General features: G+C 71.6%; 19 protein-coding genes. 11 read left to right on the top strand and 8 right to left on the bottom strand.

Annotated elements, in window-relative coordinates; translation table 11 throughout:
* Positions 1-61 precede the first annotated feature (61 nt).
* Both GXW74_RS13985 and hemF read right to left on the bottom strand, forming a co-directional pair.
* Positions 62-559, bottom strand: a complete 498-nt coding sequence (locus GXW74_RS13985; protein WP_211847127.1) for a DUF3828 domain-containing protein — start codon at positions 557-559, stop codon at positions 62-64.
* A 350-nt stretch (positions 560-909) separates the two neighbouring features.
* Positions 910-1,821 carry an oxygen-dependent coproporphyrinogen oxidase gene (gene hemF / locus GXW74_RS13980; RefSeq protein ID WP_211847126.1) on the bottom strand — a complete coding sequence of 304 codons (912 nt, stop codon included), beginning with the start codon at positions 1,819-1,821 and terminating at the stop codon, positions 910-912.
* A gap of 202 nt (positions 1,822-2,023) precedes the next feature.
* On the opposite strand from hemF, the gene petA reads away from it, so the two are divergent.
* The 4 genes from petA (at position 2,024) to GXW74_RS13960 (ending at position 5,979) form a co-directional block, all read left to right on the top strand.
* Positions 2,024-2,569: a ubiquinol-cytochrome c reductase iron-sulfur subunit gene (gene petA / locus GXW74_RS13975; RefSeq protein WP_211847125.1), complete on the top strand. Its 546-nt coding sequence runs from the start codon at positions 2,024-2,026 to the stop codon at positions 2,567-2,569.
* 11 nt (positions 2,570-2,580) lie between these two features.
* Positions 2,581-3,852, top strand: a complete 1,272-nt coding sequence (locus GXW74_RS13970; RefSeq protein ID WP_211847124.1) for a cytochrome b — start codon at positions 2,581-2,583, stop codon at positions 3,850-3,852.
* A gap of 2 nt (positions 3,853-3,854) precedes the next feature.
* On the top strand, positions 3,855-4,625 hold the full coding sequence (locus GXW74_RS13965; RefSeq protein WP_211847123.1) for a cytochrome c1: 771 nt from the start codon (positions 3,855-3,857) through the stop codon (positions 4,623-4,625).
* Between the two features lie 319 nt (positions 4,626-4,944).
* Positions 4,945-5,979, top strand: a complete 1,035-nt coding sequence (locus GXW74_RS13960) for a hypothetical protein (RefSeq protein WP_211847122.1) — start codon at positions 4,945-4,947, stop codon at positions 5,977-5,979.
* 154 nt (positions 5,980-6,133) lie between these two features.
* Here GXW74_RS13960 and GXW74_RS13955 read toward each other — a convergent pair whose 3' ends face one another.
* Positions 6,134-7,492 (bottom strand): ammonium transporter, encoded by a 1,359-nt coding sequence (locus tag GXW74_RS13955; RefSeq protein WP_408903875.1) that lies wholly within the window; start codon positions 7,490-7,492, stop codon positions 6,134-6,136.
* 11 nt (positions 7,493-7,503) lie between these two features.
* The gene (locus GXW74_RS13950; RefSeq protein WP_137125843.1) at positions 7,504-7,842 is read right to left on the bottom strand and encodes a P-II family nitrogen regulator; all 339 of its coding nucleotides are present in this window, start codon (positions 7,840-7,842) and stop codon (positions 7,504-7,506) included.
* Positions 7,843-8,025: 183 nt separating this feature from the next.
* Here GXW74_RS13950 and GXW74_RS13945 point away from each other — a divergent pair, with 183 nt between their 5' ends.
* The gene (locus GXW74_RS13945) at positions 8,026-9,279 is read left to right on the top strand and encodes a UbiH/UbiF/VisC/COQ6 family ubiquinone biosynthesis hydroxylase (protein WP_211847121.1); all 1,254 of its coding nucleotides are present in this window, start codon (positions 8,026-8,028) and stop codon (positions 9,277-9,279) included.
* Between the two features lie 254 nt (positions 9,280-9,533).
* Here GXW74_RS13945 and GXW74_RS13940 read toward each other — a convergent pair whose 3' ends face one another.
* The 3 genes from GXW74_RS13940 to GXW74_RS13930 all read right to left on the bottom strand — a co-directional run bounded on the left by GXW74_RS13940 (position 9,534) and on the right by GXW74_RS13930 (position 12,800).
* Positions 9,534-10,511, bottom strand: a complete 978-nt coding sequence (locus GXW74_RS13940; protein WP_211847120.1) for a Bug family tripartite tricarboxylate transporter substrate binding protein — start codon at positions 10,509-10,511, stop codon at positions 9,534-9,536.
* Between the two features lie 154 nt (positions 10,512-10,665).
* The gene (locus tag GXW74_RS13935; RefSeq protein WP_211847119.1) at positions 10,666-11,139 is read right to left on the bottom strand and encodes a peptidase S1; all 474 of its coding nucleotides are present in this window, start codon (positions 11,137-11,139) and stop codon (positions 10,666-10,668) included.
* A 92-nt stretch (positions 11,140-11,231) separates the two neighbouring features.
* Positions 11,232-12,800: a class I adenylate-forming enzyme family protein gene (locus GXW74_RS13930; protein WP_211847118.1), complete on the bottom strand. Its 1,569-nt coding sequence runs from the start codon at positions 12,798-12,800 to the stop codon at positions 11,232-11,234.
* Between the two features lie 127 nt (positions 12,801-12,927).
* On the opposite strand from GXW74_RS13930, the gene GXW74_RS13925 reads away from it, so the two are divergent.
* Positions 12,928-14,043 carry an alpha/beta fold hydrolase gene (locus GXW74_RS13925; protein WP_272877282.1) on the top strand — a complete coding sequence of 372 codons (1,116 nt, stop codon included), beginning with the start codon at positions 12,928-12,930 and terminating at the stop codon, positions 14,041-14,043.
* A gap of 91 nt (positions 14,044-14,134) precedes the next feature.
* Here the strand turns inward: GXW74_RS13925 and GXW74_RS13920 are convergent, their stop codons facing one another.
* Positions 14,135-14,692: an NADPH-dependent FMN reductase gene (locus tag GXW74_RS13920; RefSeq protein WP_211847117.1), complete on the bottom strand. Its 558-nt coding sequence runs from the start codon at positions 14,690-14,692 to the stop codon at positions 14,135-14,137.
* Between the two features lie 314 nt (positions 14,693-15,006).
* On the opposite strand from GXW74_RS13920, the gene cydD reads away from it, so the two are divergent.
* The 5 genes from cydD (at position 15,007) to cydX (ending at position 21,417) form a co-directional block, all read left to right on the top strand.
* Positions 15,007-16,758: a thiol reductant ABC exporter subunit CydD gene (cydD, locus tag GXW74_RS13915; protein ID WP_211847116.1), complete on the top strand. Its 1,752-nt coding sequence runs from the start codon at positions 15,007-15,009 to the stop codon at positions 16,756-16,758.
* On the top strand, positions 16,755-18,443 hold the full coding sequence (locus tag GXW74_RS13910) for an amino acid ABC transporter ATP-binding/permease protein (RefSeq protein ID WP_211847115.1): 1,689 nt from the start codon (positions 16,755-16,757) through the stop codon (positions 18,441-18,443). Before cydD ends, GXW74_RS13910 begins: the two co-directional genes overlap by 4 nt.
* Before the next feature lie 84 nt (positions 18,444-18,527).
* Positions 18,528-20,117, top strand: coding sequence for a cytochrome ubiquinol oxidase subunit I (locus GXW74_RS13905; protein ID WP_211847114.1), 1,590 nt, complete (start codon positions 18,528-18,530; stop codon positions 20,115-20,117).
* A gap of 5 nt (positions 20,118-20,122) precedes the next feature.
* On the top strand, positions 20,123-21,277 hold the full coding sequence (gene cydB / locus GXW74_RS13900; protein ID WP_211847113.1) for a cytochrome d ubiquinol oxidase subunit II: 1,155 nt from the start codon (positions 20,123-20,125) through the stop codon (positions 21,275-21,277).
* Between the two features lie 20 nt (positions 21,278-21,297).
* A complete protein-coding gene (cydX, locus tag GXW74_RS13895) occupies positions 21,298-21,417 on the top strand; it encodes a cytochrome bd-I oxidase subunit CydX (protein WP_211847112.1) in 120 nt (39 codons plus the stop codon).
* Positions 21,418-21,430: the final 13 nt, after the last annotated feature.

Below are 21,430 nucleotides of genomic sequence, written 5' to 3'. Positions count from 1 at the left end.
GCCTGTGCCCTGTTCGGCCGGAACATGGTGTAGCTGCCGGCGAGGTGAAAGGTCGTGGGGCTCAGGGCAGACCGTAGAGCGAGCGCAGTTCGGGCGGGCGGCCGTTCCATCCGATATCCCAGATCGCCCAGCCGGAGCGCCCGCGGCGCAGGAGGAACAGCACGCGCGTTGTCCCGCCGCGCTGGCGGAACCTCGCTTCCACGCGTGCCGAGTCGCCATCCCGTGCGACGGTGTGCAGGGAGAGGTTCCGGACTTCCGGATCCTGCGAGGCAGTGATCGGGTCCATCATCAGGGTGGCGACCTCGCCGGTCCGGTCGGCCTCCCGGAAGTCGCGGCCGATCGCGGCGGCGAGATCCGGCGCGAAGAAGCGCGCCCGCAGCCGAGGGTCGTGCACCACGCCGCGCGCACTCCCCGTGACGGAGGGCATGTGCGCGCGGTACAGCTCTGCCACGAAGGCCTGCGGATCGGCCGGCGCCTGCGCAGCGGCGCGGCTCGCGGTGCCTGACATGATGACGAGGCAGGACAGCACCGCGCGCCGGGTCGGAGAGCGCATGGTCATGGAAACCACCCCCTGCAACTCTGCCAAGGGGGCTGCTTAGGCGGACTCCGTCACGGCGCGCAAGATGAAACGATACCGGAACATCAAGGCTGCTCGGAAGGAACCGCTGCGGACCGGCGGAAGTGCCGAGCTTCACGCTTGGGGGGAGCGCGATCCGGTCCGGTGCCATGCGCGACGGCTGCGGATCGAGGGGCTTTGCCCCCTCGAACTTGCCCGGCAGGGAACACGGTCCCCTGCACCCGAGATACCTCAAGTATCGGTTTCCGAAGGCCTTTCGGCCTTTGGCGGGGAGAGCACGAGAGGGGCAGCGCCCCTCTCGGAACCACCTGCGGCGCATTCGTGACGGCCCGTCAGGGCCAGGCCACCTCCGGCGGCAGCGACATCAGGATCGCCTCCACATTGCCCCCGGTCTTGAGGCCGAAGAGCGTGCCGCGGTCATGGATCAGGTTGAATTCGACGTAGCGCCCGCGGCGGACGAGCTGATGCTGGCGCTCGGCCGCCGTCCAGGGTTCATGCATGCGGCGGCGCACGATGGCGGGGTAGGCGTCGAGGAAGGCGAGGCCGACATCCTTGGTGAAGGCGAAGTCCGCCTCGGCCCCGTGCCCGGGCGTGCGATCCCCCAGCCAGTCGTAGAAGATGCCGCCCAGGCCGCGGGGCTCGTTGCGGTGGGGCAGGAAGAAATACTCGTCGCACCACTGCCTGAAGCGCGGATAGTAGCCAGGGTCGGCCTTGTCGCAGGCGGCCTTGAAGGCGGCATGGAAGCCGCGCGCATCCTCCTGCGCCTCGGCGCTGTCGGGGAACATCGGCGTCAGGTCTCCGCCGCCGCCGAACCAGGCGCGGGTGGTGACGATGAAGCGGGTGTTCATGTGCGCGGCCGGCACGCGCGGGTTCCGCATGTGGGACACCAGCGAGATGCCGGTCGCCAGGAATCGGGGGTCCTGTTCCGCCCCCGGGATGGTCTTGCGGAATTCCGGGGAGAACTCGCCGAAGACGGTGGAAACGTTGACGCCCACCTTCTCGAAGACACGGCCGCGCATCACGGACATCACGCCTCCGCCGCCTTCGGGCCGGGCCCAGGCGGTGCGCTCGAAGCGGCCCGGGGGCAGGTCGCGGTGCGGTCCGTGGCGGAGTTCGTCCTCGATCGCCTCGAACCCGGCGCAGATGCGGTCGCGCAGGCTTTCGAACCAGGCGCGCGCCGGGCCGGCCAGGGGGTGGTCCGCCGGGGCGGGCAGGGTGGTTCCGGCGGCGGTCTCTTCGTGCATCGAACGCTCCTTCCGGGCGGAGGTGGCATGGACACCCCGCGCGGCCGCCCCTTATAAGGTCCGCCGCGCAAGGAGGGCAGCGCACGGTGGCGCTCGCCTTCCTCCAATTGGCGGGCGTCGTTCGCAAGGCGTCCGGAAATCGATCGATGCGGCCGTCGATGTCCCTTCGCCCGGGGCGCGCCGGCGAAAGGGATGGTGAGGCATGGCGGAGAGTGGTGCGGCCACCGCGTCCGATGGGACGCCGCGGCGGGATTTCCTGAACCTGGTGACGGCCTCCTTTGCCGCGGTGGGCGTCGGCGCCATCGCCTGGCCCTTCATCGCGTCCATGCAGCCGGCGCGCGACGTGCTTGCGCTGGCGAGCACCGACGTCGAGCTGGCGCCGATCGCCGAAGGCCAGGCAGTGACCGTGATGTGGCGCGGCAAGCCGATCTTCGTGCGGCACCGCACGGGTGCCGAGATCACCGCCGCGCGCGATGTCCCGCCAGCCCAGCTGCCGGACCCCGCGACCGACCAGTCCCGCGTGCAGAAGGATCAATGGCTGGTCGTCATCGGCATCTGCACCCATCTGGGCTGCGTGCCGCTCGGCCAGAAGCCGACCGATCCGCGCGGCGAGTATGGCGGATGGTTCTGCCCCTGCCATGGCAGCCACTACGATACCTCCGGACGCATTCGTAAGGGCCCGGCGCCGCGGAACCTTGACGTGCCGCAATACGCCTTCACGTCCGACACCAAGATCCGGATCGGCTGAGGAACGCGACGATGGCGATCGGCCTGCACAACAGCGACATGAAGAACCCGGTGGTGCGCTGGATCGACCAGCGCATGCCGATTTTCACGATGATGCAGAAGGAGTACGGCTCCTTCCCGACTCCGCGGAATTTCAACTACTTCTGGAATTTCGGCGCGTTGGCGATGGTCAACCTGATGATCATGATCGCCACCGGCATCTTCCTGGCGATGCACTACACGCCGCACACCACGCTCGCCTTCGACAGCGTCGAGCGGATCATGCGCGACGTGAACTTCGGCTGGCTGATGCGCTACGTGCACGCCAACGGCGCGTCGATGTTCTTCATCGTCGTCTACATCCACATCTGGCGCGGGATGTACTACGGGTCCTACAAGGCGCCGCGCGAGCTGCTCTGGATGCTGGGCGTCGTCATCTTCCTGCTGATGATGGCCACCGCCTTCATGGGCTACGTGCTGCCCTGGGGCCAGATGTCCTTCTGGGGCGCGACCGTCATCACCAACCTGTTCAGCGCCTTCCCGGTCGTCGGCCAGTGGATCGTCTCGCTGCTGTGGGGCGGCTTCAGCGTCGACAACCCGACGCTGAACCGCTTCTTCAGCCTGCACTACCTGCTGCCCTTCGTGATCGTGGGCGTGGTCTTCCTCCATATCGTCGCGCTGCACATCACCGGGTCGAACAACCCGCTCGGCATCGAGCCGAAGGGCCCGCAGGACACCCTGCCCTTCCACCCGTACTACACGGCGAAGGACAGCTTCGGCCTGGTGATCTACTTCATCGTCTTCGCCGTGCTGGTGTTCTTCGCGCCGAACTACCTCGGCCACCCGGACAACTACATCCCGGCCAATCCGCTGGTGACGCCCGCGCACATCGTGCCGGAATGGTACTTCCTGCCGTACTACGCGATCCTGCGCGCGGTGCCGGACAAGCTCGGCGGCGTGCTGCTGATGTTCGGGTCCATCCTGGTGTGGTTCGTGCTGCCCTGGCTCGACCGTTCGCCGGTGCGCTCCATGCGCTTCCGCCCGCTGGCGCGCATCGCCTTCCTGCTGTGGACGGTGGCCTTCCTGGTGCTGCTGTACTGCGGCGGCAAGCCGGCGGAAGAGCCCTTCGTGACCATCAGCCGGATCGCGACCGCCTACTACTTCGCGTATTTCCTGGTGATCCTGCCGCTGCTCGGGCGGCTCGAACGGCCGCTGCCGCTGCCCGAGAGCATCTCCCGCGCCGTGCTGCGCGGCGGCGGGCCGCTGCCCGCGGGTGCCGCAGCGAAGCCGATGGAGAAGGCCTGACCATGTTCCGCACCACGCTCAAGGCCTTCGCCGTCATTGGCGGCCTGCTCGCCGCCCTTCCGTCCCCCGCCGGCGCGGCGGGGGATGAGATCCACCTCCCCCCCGTTCGTTTCTCCTTCGACGGGGTGTTCGGGACCTATGACCGCGCCAGCGCCCAGCGGGGCTTCCAGGTCTACAAGGAAGTCTGCGCGGCCTGCCATGCGATGCGGCTGATCTCCTACCGCAACCTGCGCGAACTCGGCCTCACCGAGCAGCAGGTCGCGGCCATAGCGTCCCAGGTGCAGATCCAGGACGGTCCGAACGACGAAGGGCAGATGTTCGAGCGGCCGGGCCGTCCTTCCGACCGCTTCCGCAGCCCCTTCCCGAACGATGCGGCGGCGCGCGCGGCGAACAACAACTCCCTGCCGCCGGACCTGTCGGTCATCACCAAGGCGCGGGCGGGCGGCGCGGCCTACATCTACGCACTGATGACCGGCTATTCCGAACCGCCCGCCGGCGTCACGGTGGCGGAGGGGATGAACTACAACCAGTACTTCCCCGGCCACCAGATCGCGATGGCCCCGCCCTTGAACCCGGACCAGGTCCAGTTCGCCGACGGCACCCCCGCGACGGTCGAGAACATGGCGCGCGACGTCGCCACCTTCCTGCAGTGGGCGGCGGAGCCGGAACTCGAGCAGCGCCGCGGCATGGGCGTGAAGATCATCCTGTTCCTCACGGTCCTCGCCGGCCTCGCCTATGCGGTGAAGCGGAAGATCTGGGCCGACGCGCACTGACGGGTGCCCCCGGTTTCCGGGACGACGCAGCGAAAAGGGCCGGGTGCCGCAGGGCGCCCGGCCTTTTTCGCGCCTTCGGAGCCGTGCGCGCGCGATGGCTGCCGGCAGTTCCGGCAAGACCCCGGCGCATGCCGCCCGCCGATGGCGCCGCGCCCTGCCGATGGCTGGTTCCCGGCGCGGTTCGGCGCCGTCACGCGCATGTGACGGTCGCGGCAACGCAGCACCGCTGCCTCAAGCTGCCGCGCGACGACCATTCCGATGGTGCAGGCAGCCTGTATCGCCGCCTATGCTCCGCCGTGTTCGGCATGGCGGGGCCAGCATGCGGATCATCCTCGGCGGCCGCTTCGAGACGGCGCTCGTCCGGAGCTTCGACGCTGCCGTCTATCCGCAGCGGAACGGCACCACGCACCGCTACTACGTCTGTCTCAACCGGAAGCTCCCGAAGGCCTATTTCGACCGTACCGCCACCTTCGTCGCGCTCGCGAACGAGACGCTGGTGCCATCCATCGACTGGGGCTTCTCGGGCAGCGGCGAGCCGGGCGCGCTCAGCGGCCTGGCGCTCGGCCTCGTGCACACGGACTGGGGTGGCCGGGAATGGGATGACGGTGCGGACCTGCTCTCCCGCTTCCTGCTCCGCTCCGGCCAGCTCTCACCGGCCTCGACCGACAACCTGCGCTACCTGGATCTGAGCCAGTTCGACGCGGAGGCGCGCGCGCAGATCGAGGAGCATCTCGACGCCTGCAAGGAAGGGATCAGCCATCACTTCCTGTGCCGCCTCTTCCTGCAGATCCGCGCGGCGCAGGAAGGCGGGGCCTTCCTCGTCCTGGCCGAGGACGACCTGGCCTTGCTGCAGGACGTGGTGCGCGTCCTCGAGGCGCAGCGGGTTCCCCTTCCGTTCGATCTCCCGCAGTTGCGCGGCCAGGTCCTGCAGGGCGACGATTTCGCCGCCGGCCTGCTGAACTTCGCGCCGCCGGATGCCGAATCGCTGATGGCCATACGCCGCGACAAGGCAGTGAACCGCTACGCGGCAAGGGTGCGGGAGGCGATTGCGGCCGCCCATGCCGAGGAAGGCCAGGTCGCCCTGCTGCGCGCCATGCAGGAGAGCCACCGGAGCGCGGCCTCGGCCGAGCGCGTGGAGGACGCCTTCGAGGTCGCGGGCTGGGTCGCGAAGCCCCTGCACTACGTGCCGGTGCTGGGGGAGGCGCTGTCGATCGTCGAGGACCTGAAGGATGTCGCGGGGAAGTGGATCGAGCGACGGCGCGAGGACAAGGAGTGGTACCTCCTGGCCGCGCGGATGACGGATGTGGCGGTGCGCGACTATCTCGCGCGGAAGGGCAACCTGCTGCGCGGCTGATGCCGGCCCGGCCGGCGTGCCGCCTTCGGTGCGCGAGGTGCCGGACCCGCCGCGTCGTTCCGTTCCGGCGGCCTGATCGGGCAGCGCCTCCAGAAGCAGCGGGCGCGGAGGTTGCCCCCCGCGCCCGTCGCCGTCCCCCGCCGTATCCGGCAGATCAGTTGAGTCGTTCCCCGTGCAGGGTCACGTCGAGGCCCTCGCGCTCCTCCTCCTCGCTCACGCGCAGGCCGATGATGACATCGACCACCTTGAGCAGGATGAAGGTGCCGACCGCGGTGAAGATCAGCGTCGCGCCGACCGCGTAAGCCTGCTTGATGAACTGCTCCATGCTGCCGCCCGAGCCATCCGGCGCCGCCGTGGTCGCCGAGAGCGGCCCGTAGGCCAGGAAGCCCACCAGCAGCGCCCCGACGATGCCGCAGATGCCGTGCACGCCGAAGGCGTCCAGGCTGTCGTCATAGCCGAGCGCATGCTTGAGCGCCGTCGCGCCCCACAGGCCGGCGAGGCCCGCCACCACGCCGATGATCAGTGCCGAGCCCGGCAGCACGAAGCCCGCCGCCGGGGTGATGGCGACCAGACCCGCCACCGCGCCGGAAATGGCACCGAGCACGGAGGGCTTCCCCTTGATTATCCATTCCGCGAAGGTCCAGGAGAGCACGGCGCCGCCGGCCGCGATCTGCGTCACCAGCATGGCCATGCCCGCGCGGCCGCCGCCCGAGGAGCCTGCCGAGCCGGCGTTGAAGCCGAACCAGCCCACCCACAGCAGGGAGGCGCCGATCACGGCGAGCCCGAGGTTGAACGGCGACATGTTCTCGGTGCCGTAGCCGATGCGCTTGCCGAGGACGAGCGCCGCCACCAGGCCGGCCACGCCGGCGTTGATGTGCACCACCGTGCCGCCCGCGAAGTCGAGCGCGCCGAGGGCGAAGAGCCAGCCGTTCGGATGCCAGACCCAGTGCGCGATCGGCGAGTAGACCAGCAGCGTCCACAGCGTGATGAACAGCACCAGCGCCGAGAACTTCATGCGGTCCGCGATGGCGCCGGTGATCAGCGCGGCGGTGATGATCGCGAAGGTCATCTGGAACATCAGGAAGACGGATTCGGGGATGGTAAAGGCCACCGCCGAATCGCCCGTGCCGAGCGTGAAGGGCTTGTCCCAGCTCTCGGTGATGCCCGAAAGCAGCAGGCGCGACATGTCGCCGTAGTAGGCGCCGCCCTCGCCGAAGGCGATCGAGTAGCCCGCCACCATCCACAGCACCGTGACCAGCGCCGTGATGAAGAAGGACTGCATCATGGTGGCGAGAACGTTCTTCTTGCGGACCATGCCCGCGTAGAAGAGCGCCACGCCCGGCACCGTCATCATCAGCACCAGGGCCGTCGAGGTCAGCATCCAGGCGGCGTCGCCGGTGTCCACCTTGGGATCGTCCGCCAGCGCCGGGGCCGCCGCCAGCATCAGGGTGGCCGCGGCCAGGCCGCAGCGCGCGAGCATGCGCTTCACTGTCGATTCTTCCTTTCCGATCATGGGACGCTGCCTCACAGGGCCGAGCCGTCGGTCTCGCCCGTGCGGATGCGCAGCGCGCGCTCCACATCGAGGACGAAGATCTTGCCGTCGCCGATCTTGCCGGTGCGCGCTGTCGTGGCGATCGCCTCGACCACCGCGTCCGCGAGCTCGTCGGGGACGGTGACCTCGATCTTCACCTTGGGCAGGAAGCTCACATGGTACTCGGCACCGCGGTAGATTTCGGTCTGGCCCTTCTGCCGGCCGAACCCCTTCACCTCGGTCACCGTCAGCCCCTGGACGCCGAGCGGGGTGAGCGCCTCGCGCACCTCGTCGAGCTTGAAGGGCTTGATGACAGCCATCACCAGTTTCATGGCCCGTACTGTTCCTCTCTGGGGCGGACTGGTCGAATGCACTTCCAAGAGGCGTGCCAGAGCATGCGGGCGCGGTGCGGCGCGGGAGTCCGCAACCGGCGCGTTAGTGCTGGCTAATTCATGGGCAAACGGCTTCTTTGTGGGCAGGCTGGCGCTGTGAGCTTACGCGCCTAGATTGCGGGAATGAGCACGCCCATCGAGGTCGATATCTGCGTTGTCGGTGCCGGCCCGGTCGGCGCCACCCTGGCCGCGTCGCTCGCGGCCGCAGGGCTGCGCGTCGCCGCGGTCGACGCCGCGCCGCTGCCGCCCATGGAACTGCCGGCCTTCGACGGGCGAGCCTATGCCATCGCGCTGACCTCGCAGCGGCTGCTCGCCTCGGCGGGGGTGTGGGACAGGCTGCCCGAGGCGCCATGCCCGATCCTCGGCATCCGCGTCGCCGATGGTCGGCCGGGGGAGGCGGCCTCGCCGCTCTCGCTGCATTTCGACCACGCGGATCTGGGGGAGGAACCCTTCGGCTGGATGGTCGAGGCCCGCTCGCTTCGGGTCGCGCTGAATGCCGGCCTGCCGCATCTGCCGAATCTCGCCGTCTTCGCGCCGGCCCGGGCGGAGGTCGCGCGCGGGCCGGACGGCGTGGTGCTCGGCCTGTCCACCGGCGAGGAGATCCGCGCGCGCCTCGTGGTGGGGGCGGAAGGACGGAATTCTCCGCTGCGCCGGCAGGCGGGCATCCCCGCCGCGCGGCTCGACTACCATTGCCTCGGGATCGTCGGCGCTATCGCCCATGACAGGCCGCACCACAACATCGCGATCGAGCAGTTCCTGCCGCACGGTCCCTTCGCGCAATTGCCCATGAACGGCATCCCGGGCCATCCCCATGTGAGCGCGATCGTCTGGACCGAGCGCGCGGCGATCGCCAGGGCGGCGCTGGCGATGGAGGATGCCGCCTATGGCCGGCAGATCGCGGCGCGGCTCGGGGACCACCTCGGCGGCGTCCGGCCGATCGGGCGGCGCTGGTCCTATCCCCTGACAGCGATGCATGCGGCCCGCTACACGGCGGAGCGGCTGGCGCTGGTGGGGGATGCGGCACATGGCATCCATCCCATCGCGGGGCAGGGGCTGAATCTCGGCTTCCGCGATGTCGCCGCCCTGGCGGAGCAGGTGATCGCGGCGGTGAAGGCCGGCGAGGACCCCGGCGCCCCGCAGGTGCTGGCTCGCTACCAGGCGGCAAGGCGCCCCGACAGCCTGGTGATGCTGGGCGCGACCCATGCGCTGGAGCGGCTCTTCACCTGTCGCCTGCCGCCGGTGCGCCTGGCGCGCCGCCTGGGCATCGCCGCGGTGGACCGGCTGCCGGGGCTCAAGCGGTTCTTTGCCAGGCGGGCCATGGGGATTGGCGGCGCGACGGGATTGGCCGCCGGGCGGGGCCTGGCGCCGCCGGGGTGATCACGGCCAGCCTTCTGCCGGCCGGTTTCAACGTCCCGGTTTCGCGCCCGGCCGCGGGCAGGCTGCGGGTCCGTAAACCGGCCGCGCGGAAGGTCTTCCTTTCCGCGCACCCTCGCGCAGCAGGCACCGGCGCCCCGCCTTGAGCGATCCGCGTCGGGGCGGTTCCCGATCCGGCGTCCCCGCCCGATCGGACGAGCATGCTCGCGGAAGGCCGCCGGAGCGCTTGCCGCGAACTGGCGCAAACGCAAGCCGCTTCAGTCGACCCGGATATTGGCGCTGCGGATGATGCCCTGGAACAGCTCGCGCTGGCCGCGCAGGTAGGTGGCGAAATCATCCGTGCCACGTGCCACGGGCTCCACGCTGATGCTCTCGATGCGGCTGCGCACGGCGGGCGCGGCGACGCCGTTCGCGACCTCGGCGGCCAGGCGTTCGATGATCGGGCGCGGCGTGCCCGTCGGCACCATGATCCCGAGCCAGGCGCCGGCGTCGAATCCCTCCATGCCAGGCACCTGCGCAAAGGGCTGCACGCCCGGCGCCAGGGAACTGCCGGAGGCGAGCGAGATGCCGAGCGCGCGCAGGTTGCCCTGCCGGACCAGCGGGTTGGTCGCCGCCAGCGTCTCGATGCTGTATTGGATCTGTCCGCCGATCAGCGCCGTCATGGAAGGCGCGCTGCCCGGGAACGGCACGTGCAGCGCTTCCACCCGGGCACGGGCGTTGAAGGCCTCGGCGATCAGGTGCGCGGTCGCCGCCGTGCCGGAGGATCCGAACGCATACTGCCCCGGCCGGGCGCGCAGCAGCGCGATGAACTCCTGTGTGGTGCGCGCGGGGAAGTCCGGCTTCACCACCAGCAGGTAGGGCGAGATGCCGATCATCGCGACCGGCGCCAGGTCGCGCTCCGGGTCGAAGGGCACGCGCTGCAGCAGCGGCGCGATGGTCACCGGACCGGAGGAGGCGGCCAGGATGGTGTAGCCATCCGGCGCCGCCTTCGCGACGGCGTCGGTGCCGATGGTGCCGCCGGCGCCGGCGCGGTTCTCCGGCACCACCGCCACGCCCAGGCGTTCCTGCAGGTGCTGCGCCATGACGCGGCCGGCGAGATCGGTCGCCTGGCCTGGCGGCCAGGGGATCACCAGGCGGATCGGACGGTTGGGCCAGGGCGCCTGGGACTGCGCCGCGGCGAGGCCGGGCAGGCAGCAGGCGGCAAGTGCAAGCGCGAGGCTGAGAGCCTTCCGCATCAGGACATTCCTTCCCCACGGCGGCACCGTTGGCGCACCGCCCTTGCCGCGACTCAGCATGCCGCGCGGCTTGCCGCAAGGGTCGGTGCCCGGTGTCCGCCCGGAGCGGCGGCGTCGCCGCGCGGGGCCGGTCCGTCCCGGCCCCACGGGCGCCTCAGCGCGGCGGCACTTCGGAGATCAGCAGCTGCGTCGGCACGCCGCGGCCGCGATCGTAGTGGCCGATCCAGATATCGTACTGGCCGGACATCGGCTGGGGGAAGATCAGGCCGGGGTTGGTGCCGATGAGGTCGTCATTGCACACCCACTGCCCATTGGGCAGGTTCACCACCAGCGTGACGTCGTAGCGCGACTGCGCGGCGAGGTAGAGCGGCAGCCCGCCACCCGCCTGGTAGTTCAGCCGCACATCGGGCGGCTGCGCGATGGAGCCGACACAGCCGGGACCGCCGATGCGTTCGGCCGGGATCGTGCCGCCCGCCGTCACGTTCACGACGAAGGGGTCGGGTGCGAAGTTGAAGCGCAGGTTCACCGTGCCGAAGGACGGGCGCAGATTGTAGTTCTGCGCCGCCACACCGCCGGTGCCGACCACCGCGAGCAGCGCCGCGCCGGCCAGCAGACGTCTCGAAAACATGCCTATTCCCCCGGAATTGCGTCGGGGCGGATCATTCCGCCGGACGCGCGCGGGGGCAAGCGCGATGACGCCCCGCGCAGCGCTCCGGCAGGCTACTGCGGCGCCCGCGCAACAAGCTTCGGATGCGGCCCGTCCTCGAGCGCGTGAGCGGCGAGGACGGCCTCCCGCACCCGGGCGCGGACCACCTTGCCCTGGGCGTTGCGCGGCAGCTCCGGCAGGGTGAGCCAGGCGCGCGGGCGCTTGTGGCGCGCCAGCGTCGCGACGCGCGCCTCGGCCTCGGCCACCCAGCCCTCCGGCGGGGCCTCGGCGACCGCAACGATCACCTCCCCCCAGTAATCCGAGGGGATGCCGAGTACGCAAAGCGCCCGCTCACCCGCGGCGCCGTCCAGCACGGCTTCGATCTCGCCGGGATGGATGCGGTAGCCGCCGGACTTCATCACATCCGCCGCCCGGCCGGAGAGGCGAAGCCGCCCGCGCGCATCGATCGCCCCGAGATCCCCCGTACGATGCCAACCGCCCGGCGGGCGCAGCGCCACGCCGGCCGCGGTGATGGTGCCGGCCGCCATGTGGCGGGCGCGCAGGTGGATCTCGCCGGGCTCGCCGGTCGGCAGGGGCGTGCCGTCCTCGGCACGGATGGCGATCTCGACCCCCGGCGCCGGCCAGCCGAGATTGGCGCCGAGACCGTCCTCCGCCTCGGCCATCGCGGCCGCGACATCGGGCGCTTCCAGCACGGTGATGGGGTTGAAGCACTCGCTCATGCCGTAGGTGACGCGCACCACCGGGCCGAAGGCTTCGGCCGCGCGGCGCCAGAGCTCGCGGGACAGCGTCGCGGTGCCGGTGAAGATGCAGCGCACGCCTTCGAAGCGCCGGCCGGGGAACAGCGTGAGCAGCTTCGCGAGCACGGTGGGCGGGGCGAAGATGGCGGCCGGACCGGCTTCCAGGATCGGACCCACGCGCTCTGCGCGCACGCCCTCCTGCAGCACCACCTCCCCGCCCTGCTCGAGCCAGGCCGCGGCGATGAGGGAGGCGCCATGGACGAAGGGCGTCATCAGCAGCACGCGGTCGCCCGCGCCGGGGGAGAAGGGCAGCACGGCCCGCTGCAGCAGGTGCGCCGTCCAGCGCCCGCCATGGGTGTGCACGATGCCCTTGGGCCGGCCGGTGGTGCCGGAAGTGAAGAGGATGCGGCCCCAGGCCTCCGCCGGGACGGGCGGCAGCGCGGCGGGCGAGGGGTCGGGCGTGATGGCCTCGATCGGCCAGGGCTCGAAGCCGAGGGCGGCGAGGCGCGCGGCCTGCGCCTGCGGCGCGAGGATGCGGTGGAAGCCGGTCAGCTCGGCGAACCAGCCGAGTTCCGCATCGGTGGAGGCCGCGTTGACCGGCACCTCCGCGGCGCCGGCGAGGGTGATGCCGGCGCTGACCCAGGGCGCGTCGCAGCCGTTCGGCACCAGCGAGGCCACCGGCGCGCCGGGGGCGAGCCCCGCCACCCGCAGCCTGTGCCCAAGCGCATGGGCGCGCGCGGCGAGCGATTGATAGGACAGCGTCGCGACGCCGTCGGTGACCGCGACGCGGTCACCGAAGCGCGCGGCGAGGGTGAGCAGGTCATTCGACCAGGCGATTCCATCCCGCATGGCGCGCAGGTTCGGCGCCGGCGGCGCGGGCGTCAAACCGGCCGCCCGGAGGCGAGCGGCGCCAGGCGCGCCGGAGCCACGTGGGACAGGCGCACCGAACGCAGAGGGTCTTGATCCCGCCGCGCTTCGCGGGCCGGATGGTGCGGGACGGGAAGGACACGCCATGGAACCGCTGCGCCACGCCACGCTGCCTGCCGGCATCCGATCGCGGATGGTCGAGGGCATCAACGGGCTGACGATGCATGTGCTGGAGGCCGGCGAGGCCGGCCGCCCCGCCGTGCTGCTGCTGCACGGCTTCCCGGAACTCGCCTATTCCTGGCGCAGGGTCATGCTGCCGCTGGCCGAGGCGGGGTTCCACGTCATCGCCCCCGACCAGCGCGGCTACGGCCGCACCACGGGCTGGAACGACGCCTATGACGCGGACCTCAGGCCCTTCGCGCTGCTCAACCTGATCCGCGACCAGCTCGCCTTGCTCGTCGCGCTCGGCATCGCCCGGCTGCATGCGGTGATCGGCCATGATTTCGGCTCGCCCGTCGCGGCGCATTGCGCCCTGGTGCGGCCCGACGTGTTCCGCCGCGTCGCGCTGATGAGCGCGCCCTTCGCCGGCCCGCCGGCGATCGGCGCGGCGCAAAGGGCGCCGGTGTCGGACATCGCGAAGGATCTCGCCGCGCTGCCGCGGCCGCGCAAGCACTACCATTGGTACTACGCGACGCGCGCGGCGAACGGCGACCTGATGGCGGCGCCGCAGGGGCTGCCCGCCTTCATCCGCGCCTACTACCACCACAAGAGCGGCGACTGGACGGGCAACGACGTCTTCCCGCTGAAGGGCTGGACGGCGGAGGAACTGGCGAAGCTTCCGACCTACTACGTGATGGATATCGCGGAGACGATGCCGCAGACGGTGGCGCATGCGATGCCGACGCCGCAGCAGGTCGCGGCGTGTCCCTGGCTCACGGAGGAGGAACTCGCCGTCTATGCGCAGGAGTACGGGCGCAGTGGCTTCCAGGGCGGGCTCAACTGGTACCGCACCCGCTTCGCCGGCACGAACATGGAGATGGAGGCCTTCGCCGGCCGGCGCATCGAGGTACCGGCCTGCTTCATCGCCGGCAGCCAGGACTGGGGCGTGCAGCAGGCGCCCGGCGCGCTGCGGAAGATGGAGACCGAGGCCTGCGCCGACTGGCGCGGCACGCACCTTGTCCCCGGTGCCGGGCATTGGGTCCAGCAGGAGAAGGCGGCCGAGACGGTGGCGCTGCTGCGCGATTTCCTGGCGCAGGCGTAGGCGCGCGCGGGGGCCTGCCGCGGCCGGTTCCGTCGGTGGCGCGCGCCGCGCCGCAACCTCGCCCGGCCCGTCAGCTCCGCCGCGCCCGTGATCAGCGCGGCCGGGACGCCACGAAGGCGACAAAGCCCTGCAGGAAGGCACGGAGCTGCTTCTCGGCGGTGGCGTCGGTGAGCGCGCCGTCCGCGCCGAAGACTCCCTGCGCGCGGGACAGCATCAGCCTGCCGCCCGCCCACAGATCCATGCCGAGCGTCCGCAGCACGGGCAGCCAGGCGTTCTGCGCGAGGATGGTCCCGAAGCCGCCCGGCGAGGCGCCGATCAGCGCCACGGGCCTGGCGCCGAAGACCCGCCGGATATCCGCCGGCGGGCGCGACAGCCAGTCGATGGCGTTCTTGAACGCCCCAGGGATCGAGTTGTTGTACTCGGGCGTCACCAGCAGCAGGGCATCGGCCGCGGCGATCCGCTCCTTAAGCTCTGCGACCCTGGCGGGAATGCCCTCGGCAGCCTCGAGATCGCCATCGTAGAGCGGGATGCCGTGGATCGTCTCGACTTCGAGCGTTGCGCCATCCGGCATCGACCGCGCGGCGGCGCGCAGCAGGGCGGTGTTCAGCGAGGCTCCTCGCAGGCTTCCCGACAACCCGATCATCTTCATGGCGCGGCTCCTCTCGCAGGCATGACAGTTCCGAATGATCGCGAAGGATGTCCGGCTTCGCCAGCAGGGACAGCGCAACGTGCAACATGCGCGGCGTCGCGGCGGCGCAGGCGCATCCGGCCCTCCCATTCGCAGCACGTCGCCGCGGGCGGCGGGGGCAAGCCAACGGAGGTTCGCGCCCCGTGTCGACGCGAACGAAGCGCGATGCGGCGCCGCCCCGCCGGAAGCAACGGGGTCCAGGCTGTCGCGGGTGGCGCCACGCCCGGTCTGCCTACGCCTATGCCGCGACTGGAGGGGGCGCTACACACCCGCCGATGCCGAGGACGCCGCTTCCCAAGCCGCATGTCGCCCTCCGGGATGCAGCCGCCCCGCTTCGCCACGCCGGACTGATCCAGTCGGCCGCCGCCCTTCTGTGGCTGCCGCAGGCGGCGCTGCTCGCCGGCATCGTCGGGTCGCTCGCGGCCGGCGGCGGGGTGGGCGATGCGCTGCTGCCCGCCGGCGCGATCCTGCTGCTCGGCCTCGCGCGGGCGGGGCTCGATGCGCTCGGCGCGCGGATCGCCTTCCGCGCCGCGCGTGGCGCGCTGACGCGCCTGCGCGCCGAGGCCGTGGCCGTGCTCGCCGCGCGCTCGCCGCTCGATGCCGGGCGGCCGTCCTCCGGCGCGGCGGCGGCGGCCCTCGCCGAACAGGCCGAGGCGGTGCTGCCCTACCTGCTGCGCTTCCGCACCGCGCGGCTGCGCACCGCCATCGTGCCGCCCGTGCTGCTGCTCGCGGTGCTGACGCAATCCTGGGCGGCGGCGCTGGTGCTGCTGTTCGCCGCGCCGCTCATCCCGATCTTCATGGCCCTGATCGGCCTGCGCGCGCAGGAGGCGAGCGAGGCGCAGATGCTCGAGATCGGCGGCATGAACGCGCTGCTGCTCGACCGGCTGCGCGGCCTTTCGACCATCCGCGCCTTCGATGCGGTCGATGCCACCGCCGCCAGGCTGCGCGCCGCCGCCGAGGGCCTGCGCCATCGCAGCATGGCGGTGCTGCGCATCGCCTTCCTCTCCTCGGCGGTGCTGGAACTGTTTGCCGCGCTGGGCGTCGCGATGGTCGCGGTCTATGTCGGCTTCCACCTACTCGGCGCGCTGCCCTTCGGGGCCTGGGGCGGCACGCTCGGCCTCGGCCCGGCGCTGTTCGTGCTGCTGCTGGCACCCGCCTTCTTCGAACCGCTGCGCGACCTCGCCGCCGCCTGGCACGACCGCGCGGCGGGGGAAGCCGCGCTCGGTGCCCTGGCCGGGCTGGCGGCGCCGCCCGCCGTGGTGTTGCCCGATGCGCTGGACGCGGGGCTGTCCGCGCAACTCGGCTGCGCCGGCTGCTCGATGCCCGCCATTCCGGAACGGGCCGCGGTGCCGGACGGCGCGCGGTCCCTCGCGCCCGTCGCTGCCGTGCCGCCGCTGGGCGAACATCCGCCGCCGCCGGGTCTGGAGGTGGATGACCTCGTCTTCCGCTACCCCGGCACCGCGACGGCGGTCTTCAATGGCTTCAGCCTGACGGTCGCGCCCGGCGAGCACGTCGCGCTGTTCGCCGAATCCGGCGGCGGAAAATCCACGCTGCTCGCCCTGCTCGCCGGGCTCGCACTGCCCGAGGCCGGCCGCATCGCCATCGGCGGGCAGGCGATGGCGCCCGGCACCGCCGCCGCGCTGCGGGCGCGCATCGCCTGGCTGGGGCAGCGGCCCCACCTCTTCGCCGGCAGCCTGCGCGCCAATATCGCCCTCGGCCGCGCCGGGGCCGGGACGGAGGCGGCGCGCGCCGCGCTGCTGCCCGGCCTGCCGCCCGATCGCCCGATCGGCGAGGGCGGTGCCGGCCTGTCGGGCGGGGAGGCCCTGCGCCTCGGCCTCGCCCGCGCGATCGCAGGAGCCGGCGCCAGCCTGATCCTGGCCGACGAGCCGACCGCGCACCTGGACCGCGCGACCGCGGCGGACGCCACGGAAGCCCTGCTGCAGGCGGCGAAGGGGCGCACCCTCGTGCTCGCCACCCATGACCCGGTGCTGGCCGCGCGCATGGACCGCGTGGTGCGCCTGCCATGAGGCGCTGGGCGCCACTTGGGCTTGTGCTGCGCCTGTTCCTCGCCGAACGGCGCGGCGCGCTGCTCGCCGGTGCCGGTTTCGCGGCGCTCACCGTGCTCGCCGGCGTGGCGCTGCTCGGGCTGTCCGGGTGGTTCATCACGGCGACCGCGCTCGCCGGGCTGACCGCCGCCGGCGCCCTGGCCTTCGACGTGTTCCAGCCCTCCGCCGGCATCCGTTTCCTGGCGCTGGCACGCACCGCGGCGCGCTATGGCGAGCGCGTGGTGGCGCACGACGCCACCCTCGGCCTGCTCGCCGCGCTGCGGGAAAGGCTGTTCCGCGGTTACACCGCACCGGAGACGGCGCGGACGCTGGCAGCGCGGCCGGCGCGGCTGCTGTTCCGCCTGACCAGCGACGTGGATGCGCTGGATTCGGTCTATCTCCGCCTGCTGCTGCCGGGCGTCGCGGCGCTGGCCACCGCGCTCGCCGCCGGGGCGGGGTTGGCGTTGCTGGATGTCCGGCTCGGGGCGGGGCTCGCTGGCGCGCTGATCATCGTGGGCCTTGGCCTGCCGCTGTGGCTCGCGCGCGCCGCGGAGCGGGCCGCCCGCCGCCGGGCCGCGGCGCTGGAGGCGTTGCGCGCCCGCGGCGTGGACCTCGTCGGCGGCCAGGTGGCGCTGCTGTTGGCGGGCCGGCTCGGCGCCCAGGCCGAGGCGGTGATGGCGGCCGAGGCGCGGCTCGCCGAGGCGGAGGACGCGCTGCATCGGATGGAGACCGCGGCCGGCTTCGGCTTCGGCGCGGCCTCGGCACTGCTGCTGGCGGGGGCCGCGCTCGCCGCGGCTGGGCTTGCGGGGCAGGACGCGATCTCCGCCCCGCAGGCGGCGCTGGTCATGCTGGTGGCGCTCGCGGCGCTCGAGCCCTTCGCGGCGCTGCGGCGCGGCGCGATCGAACTGGGCCGCAGCGCCCGCGCCGCGGCGCGCCTCTCCCCCGCGCTGGAAGCCCCCCCGGCCGTGCCCGCGATCGCCGCGCCGGAGCCGGGGCTGGCGCTGTCCCTGCGTGGCGTCGGCTTCGCCCATCCGGGTGCGCCGGGCCCGTTGTTCGACGGGCTCGACCTGTCGGTGGCGCGCGGCGAACGCGTCGCGGTGATCGGCGCGAGCGGCGCAGGCAAGTCCACCCTGCTCGGCCTGCTCACCGGCGAAGTCGCGCCGCAGGCCGGGCAGGTCGCGGCGTTGCGCTCGGCGGTGCTGAGCCAGCGCGTGGATCTCTTTCACGATTCGGTGCGCGGCAACCTGCTGCTGGCCGATCCGGGCGCCGACGACGCACGGCTCTGGCAGGCGCTGGAGGCGGTGCAGCTCGCCGGGCATGTGCGCGCCCTGCCGCGCGGCCTCGATACGCCTCTCGGCGAGGGTGGCGAGGGCCTGTCATCGGGGCAGCGACGCAGACTGGGTCTCGCGCGGATGATCCTGCGGCGGGCGCCGCTCTGGCTGCTCGACGAGCCGACCGAAGGGCTGGATGCGGAGCACGCCGGCCGCGTCTTGAGCTGGGTCATGGACGCCGGGCCCGGGATATGTATATTAGCAATCACGCATCTTAGGCGCGAGGCAATGATCGCCGACCGCCTTCTGCAATTCGACCGGGGTCGGCTGATCGCTGACTGGCGCCGTGGCGAGGGCGGCTTCAAGATCGCCCTCGAAACGCTCCGGCCGGACTGAGCGGGCACGGATGCGTCAGTCGGTGCCATCCTGCTCCGCCTGAACCTCCGCTGGGGAGCCGGCTTTCAACCGGCGAGGAACCGCATGGAGCTCGACGTCGTTTCGCTGTCTCGCCTGCAATTCGCGATGACGGCCATGTACCACTTCCTGTTCGTGCCGCTGACGCTCGGCCTGTCCATCATCCTCGCCATCATGGAGACGGTCTATGTGATGACCGACCGTCCCGTCTGGCGGCAGATGACGAAGTTCTGGGGCACGCTGTTCGGCATCAACTTCGTGCTCGGCGTGGCCACCGGCATCACCATGGAGTTCCAGTTCGGCATGAACTGGAGCTACTACAGCCACTATGTCGGCGACATCTTCGGCGCGCCGCTGGCGATCGAAGGGCTGATGGCCTTCTTCCTGGAGGCCACCTTCGTCGGCCTGTTCTTCTTCGGCTGGGACCGGATGTCGAAGCTCGGGCACCTCGCGGCCACCTGGGCGGTCGCGGCGGGCTCCAACTTCTCGGCGCTGTGGATCCTGATCGCCAATGGCTGGATGCAGAATCCGGTCGGCGCCGCCTTCAACCCGGCGACCATGCGGATGGAGATCACCGACTTCTACGAGGTGGTGTTCAACCCGGTCGCGCAGGCGAAGTTCGTGCACACCGTCTCCGCCGGCTACGTCACGGCGGCGATCTTCGTGCTCGGCGTCTCGGCCTGGTACGTGCTGAAGGGGCGCCATGTCGCGCTCGCCAAGCGCTCCATGGCGGTGGCGGCGTCCTTCGGGCTGCTCTCCTCGCTTTCGGTCGTCGTGCTGGGCGACGAGAGCGGCTACCTCGCCACCGAGCACCAGCGCATGAAGCTCGCGGCGATCGAGGGCATGTGGGAAACCGAGCCCGCCCCCGCGCCCTTCACCCTGATCGGCTTCCCCGACCAGCAGGCGCGCGAGACGCATCACGTGCTGCAGATCCCGGCGGCGCTGGGGCTGATCGCGACGCGTTCGCTCGACACCCAGGTGCCGGGCATCCGCGAGCTGGTGGGCCATGCGCAGGAGCGCATCCGCAGCGGCATCATCGCCTACGACGCCCTGCAGCAGATCCGCGCCGCGCGTGGCCTCGACCGCGTCAGCCCGGCGGTGCGCGAGGCCTTCGAGGCGAATGGCCGAAACCTCGGCTATGCGTATCTGCTCGGCCGTCATGTCGCCGATCCGCGGCAGGCGACGGCGGAGCAGATCGAGGCCGCCGCCTGGAGCACGGTGCCGCAGGTGGCGCCGCTGTTCTGGTCCTTCCGCATCATGGTCGGCCTCGGCTTCTACTTCATCCTGCTGCTCGGCCTGTTCTTCTGGCTGTCGGCGCGGCAGGCGCTGGACCGCCGGCGCTGGCTGCTGTGGGTGGCGGTGCTGTCCATCCCGCTGCCCTGGATCGCCGCGGAGCTCGGCTGGTTCGTCGCCGAGTTCGGCCGCCAGCCCTGGATCATCGAGGGCGTGCTGCCGACCGCGATCGCCGTCTCCAGCCTCGGCATCACCGAGATCCTGCTGACCCTCGCGGGCTTCGTGACGCTCTACAGCGTGCTCTTCATCATCGAGATGGGGCTGATGATCCGCGCCATCCGCAAGGGACCGGAGCCCGACCACGGGCTGCCCGCCCCGCTCACCGCCGCGGCGCCGCGCGCCGCCCCCCTGCCGGCGGAGTGACGGCCATGATCCTGCACGAACTGATCGACTACGGCACGCTGCGGCTCATCTGGTGGGTGCTGCTCGGCGTGCTGCTGATCGCCTTCGCCGCGACGGACGGCTTCGACATGGGGGTCGGCGCGCTGCTGCCCTTCGTCGCGAAGACGGATGTCGAGCGGCGCGTCGCCATCAACACGATCGGGCCGGTCTGGGAGGGCAACCAGGTGTGGTTCATCCTGGGCGGCGGCGCGATCTTCGCCGCCTGGCCGCCGCTCTATGCGGTCTCCTTCTCCGGCTTCTACCTCGCCATGTTCGTGGTGCTGGCGGCGCTGATCCTGCGTCCCGTCGCCTTCAAGTACCGCAGCAAGCGGGACGATGCGCGCTGGCGCGCCGCCTGGGACTGGGCGCTGTTCATCGGCGGCTTCGTGCCGGCGCTGATCTTCGGCGTCGCGGTGGGCAACGTGCTGGAGGGCGTGCCCTTCCGCTTCGACGACGACCTGCGCGCCTTCTACGAGGGGTCCTTCTTCGGCCTGCTCAACCCCTTCGCCCTGCTGTGCGGGCTGCTGTCTGTCTCCATGCTGGTGATGCACGGGGGGGCCTGGCTCTCGCTCAAGGCATCCGGCGCGGTGGCGGAGCGGGCGCGGGCCTATGGCGCGCTGGCGGCGCTCGCGACCATCGCGCTGTTCGCGCTGGGCGGGCTGTCGCTCTGGCTGTTCCTCGACGGCTTCCGCATCACCAGCCCGATCATCCCCGACGGCCCGTCCAACCCGCTGCACAAGGAGGTGGTGCGGGACGGCATGGCCTGGTTCACGAACTACGCCGCGCGGCCCTGGCTGCTGGTGGCGCCGGCGATGGGCTTCGCCGGCGCGCTGGTCGCCTTCCTCGGCATGAAGGCGCGGTGGGAGGGGCTGCCGCTCATCGCCTCCGGCCTGTCCGTGCTCGGCGTGATCGCGACGGTGGGGGTGGCGATGTTCCCCTTCATCCTGCCTTCCTCCATCGACCCGCGCTCCAGCCTGACGGTGTGGGACAGTTCCTCCTCCCACCAGACGCTGTTCATCATGCTGGCCGTGACGCTGATCTTCCTGCCGATCGTGCTGGCCTACACCGCCTTCGTGTACCGCGTCCTGTGGGGCAAGGTGCAGGAGGCGGAGGTCCGCAACGAGGCCGGCCACTTCTACTGAGCACGAGAGGAGACGACACGATGTGGTACTTCGCCTGGCTGCTCGGCCTGCCGCTCGCCGCCGCCTTCGCGGTGCTGAACGCGATGTGGTTCGAGATGCGCGAGGACGACGCGGAACGCGCCGGCGGCGCGCGCCGCTGAGTCGCGCCGGCGG

It is taken from the genome of Neoroseomonas eburnea (assembly GCF_018129005.1).
In the GTDB taxonomy this organism is placed as follows: domain Bacteria; phylum Pseudomonadota; class Alphaproteobacteria; order Acetobacterales; family Acetobacteraceae; genus Neoroseomonas; species Neoroseomonas eburnea.
The sequence above is the reverse complement of the archived record's forward strand: the minus strand, read 5'-3'. Positions and strand labels throughout refer to the sequence as shown.

What these genes read in the sequence shown, in the direction of transcription:
- petA (WP_211847125.1), top strand. Translation starts at nt 2,024, where the DNA reads ATGGCGGAGAGTGGTGCGGCCACCGCGTCCGATGGGACGCCGCGGCGG.
- GXW74_RS13920 (WP_211847117.1), bottom strand. Translation starts at nt 14,692, where the DNA reads ATGAAGATGATCGGGTTGTCGGGAAGCCTGCGAGGAGCCTCGCTGAAC.
- GXW74_RS13965 (WP_211847123.1), top strand. Translation starts at nt 3,855, where the DNA reads ATGTTCCGCACCACGCTCAAGGCCTTCGCCGTCATTGGCGGCCTGCTC.
- GXW74_RS13950 (WP_137125843.1), bottom strand. Translation starts at nt 7,842, where the DNA reads ATGAAACTGGTGATGGCTGTCATCAAGCCCTTCAAGCTCGACGAGGTG.
- GXW74_RS13960 (WP_211847122.1), top strand. Translation starts at nt 4,945, where the DNA reads ATGCGGATCATCCTCGGCGGCCGCTTCGAGACGGCGCTCGTCCGGAGC.
- GXW74_RS13935 (WP_211847119.1), bottom strand. Translation starts at nt 11,139, where the DNA reads ATGTTTTCGAGACGTCTGCTGGCCGGCGCGGCGCTGCTCGCGGTGGTC.
- GXW74_RS13985 (WP_211847127.1), bottom strand. Translation starts at nt 559, where the DNA reads ATGACCATGCGCTCTCCGACCCGGCGCGCGGTGCTGTCCTGCCTCGTC.
- GXW74_RS13910 (WP_211847115.1), top strand. Translation starts at nt 16,755, where the DNA reads ATGAGGCGCTGGGCGCCACTTGGGCTTGTGCTGCGCCTGTTCCTCGCC.
- GXW74_RS13945 (WP_211847121.1), top strand. Translation starts at nt 8,026, where the DNA reads ATGAGCACGCCCATCGAGGTCGATATCTGCGTTGTCGGTGCCGGCCCG.
- cydX (WP_211847112.1), top strand. Translation starts at nt 21,298, where the DNA reads ATGTGGTACTTCGCCTGGCTGCTCGGCCTGCCGCTCGCCGCCGCCTTC.
- GXW74_RS13925 (WP_272877282.1), top strand. Translation starts at nt 12,928, where the DNA reads ATGGAACCGCTGCGCCACGCCACGCTGCCTGCCGGCATCCGATCGCGG.
- GXW74_RS13955 (WP_408903875.1), bottom strand. Translation starts at nt 7,492, where the DNA reads ATGATCGGAAAGGAAGAATCGACAGTGAAGCGCATGCTCGCGCGCTGC.
- hemF (WP_211847126.1), bottom strand. Translation starts at nt 1,821, where the DNA reads ATGCACGAAGAGACCGCCGCCGGAACCACCCTGCCCGCCCCGGCGGAC.
- cydB (WP_211847113.1), top strand. Translation starts at nt 20,123, where the DNA reads ATGATCCTGCACGAACTGATCGACTACGGCACGCTGCGGCTCATCTGG.
- GXW74_RS13970 (WP_211847124.1), top strand. Translation starts at nt 2,581, where the DNA reads ATGGCGATCGGCCTGCACAACAGCGACATGAAGAACCCGGTGGTGCGC.
- cydD (WP_211847116.1), top strand. Translation starts at nt 15,007, where the DNA reads ATGCCGAGGACGCCGCTTCCCAAGCCGCATGTCGCCCTCCGGGATGCA.
- GXW74_RS13940 (WP_211847120.1), bottom strand. Translation starts at nt 10,511, where the DNA reads ATGCGGAAGGCTCTCAGCCTCGCGCTTGCACTTGCCGCCTGCTGCCTG.
- GXW74_RS13905 (WP_211847114.1), top strand. Translation starts at nt 18,528, where the DNA reads ATGGAGCTCGACGTCGTTTCGCTGTCTCGCCTGCAATTCGCGATGACG.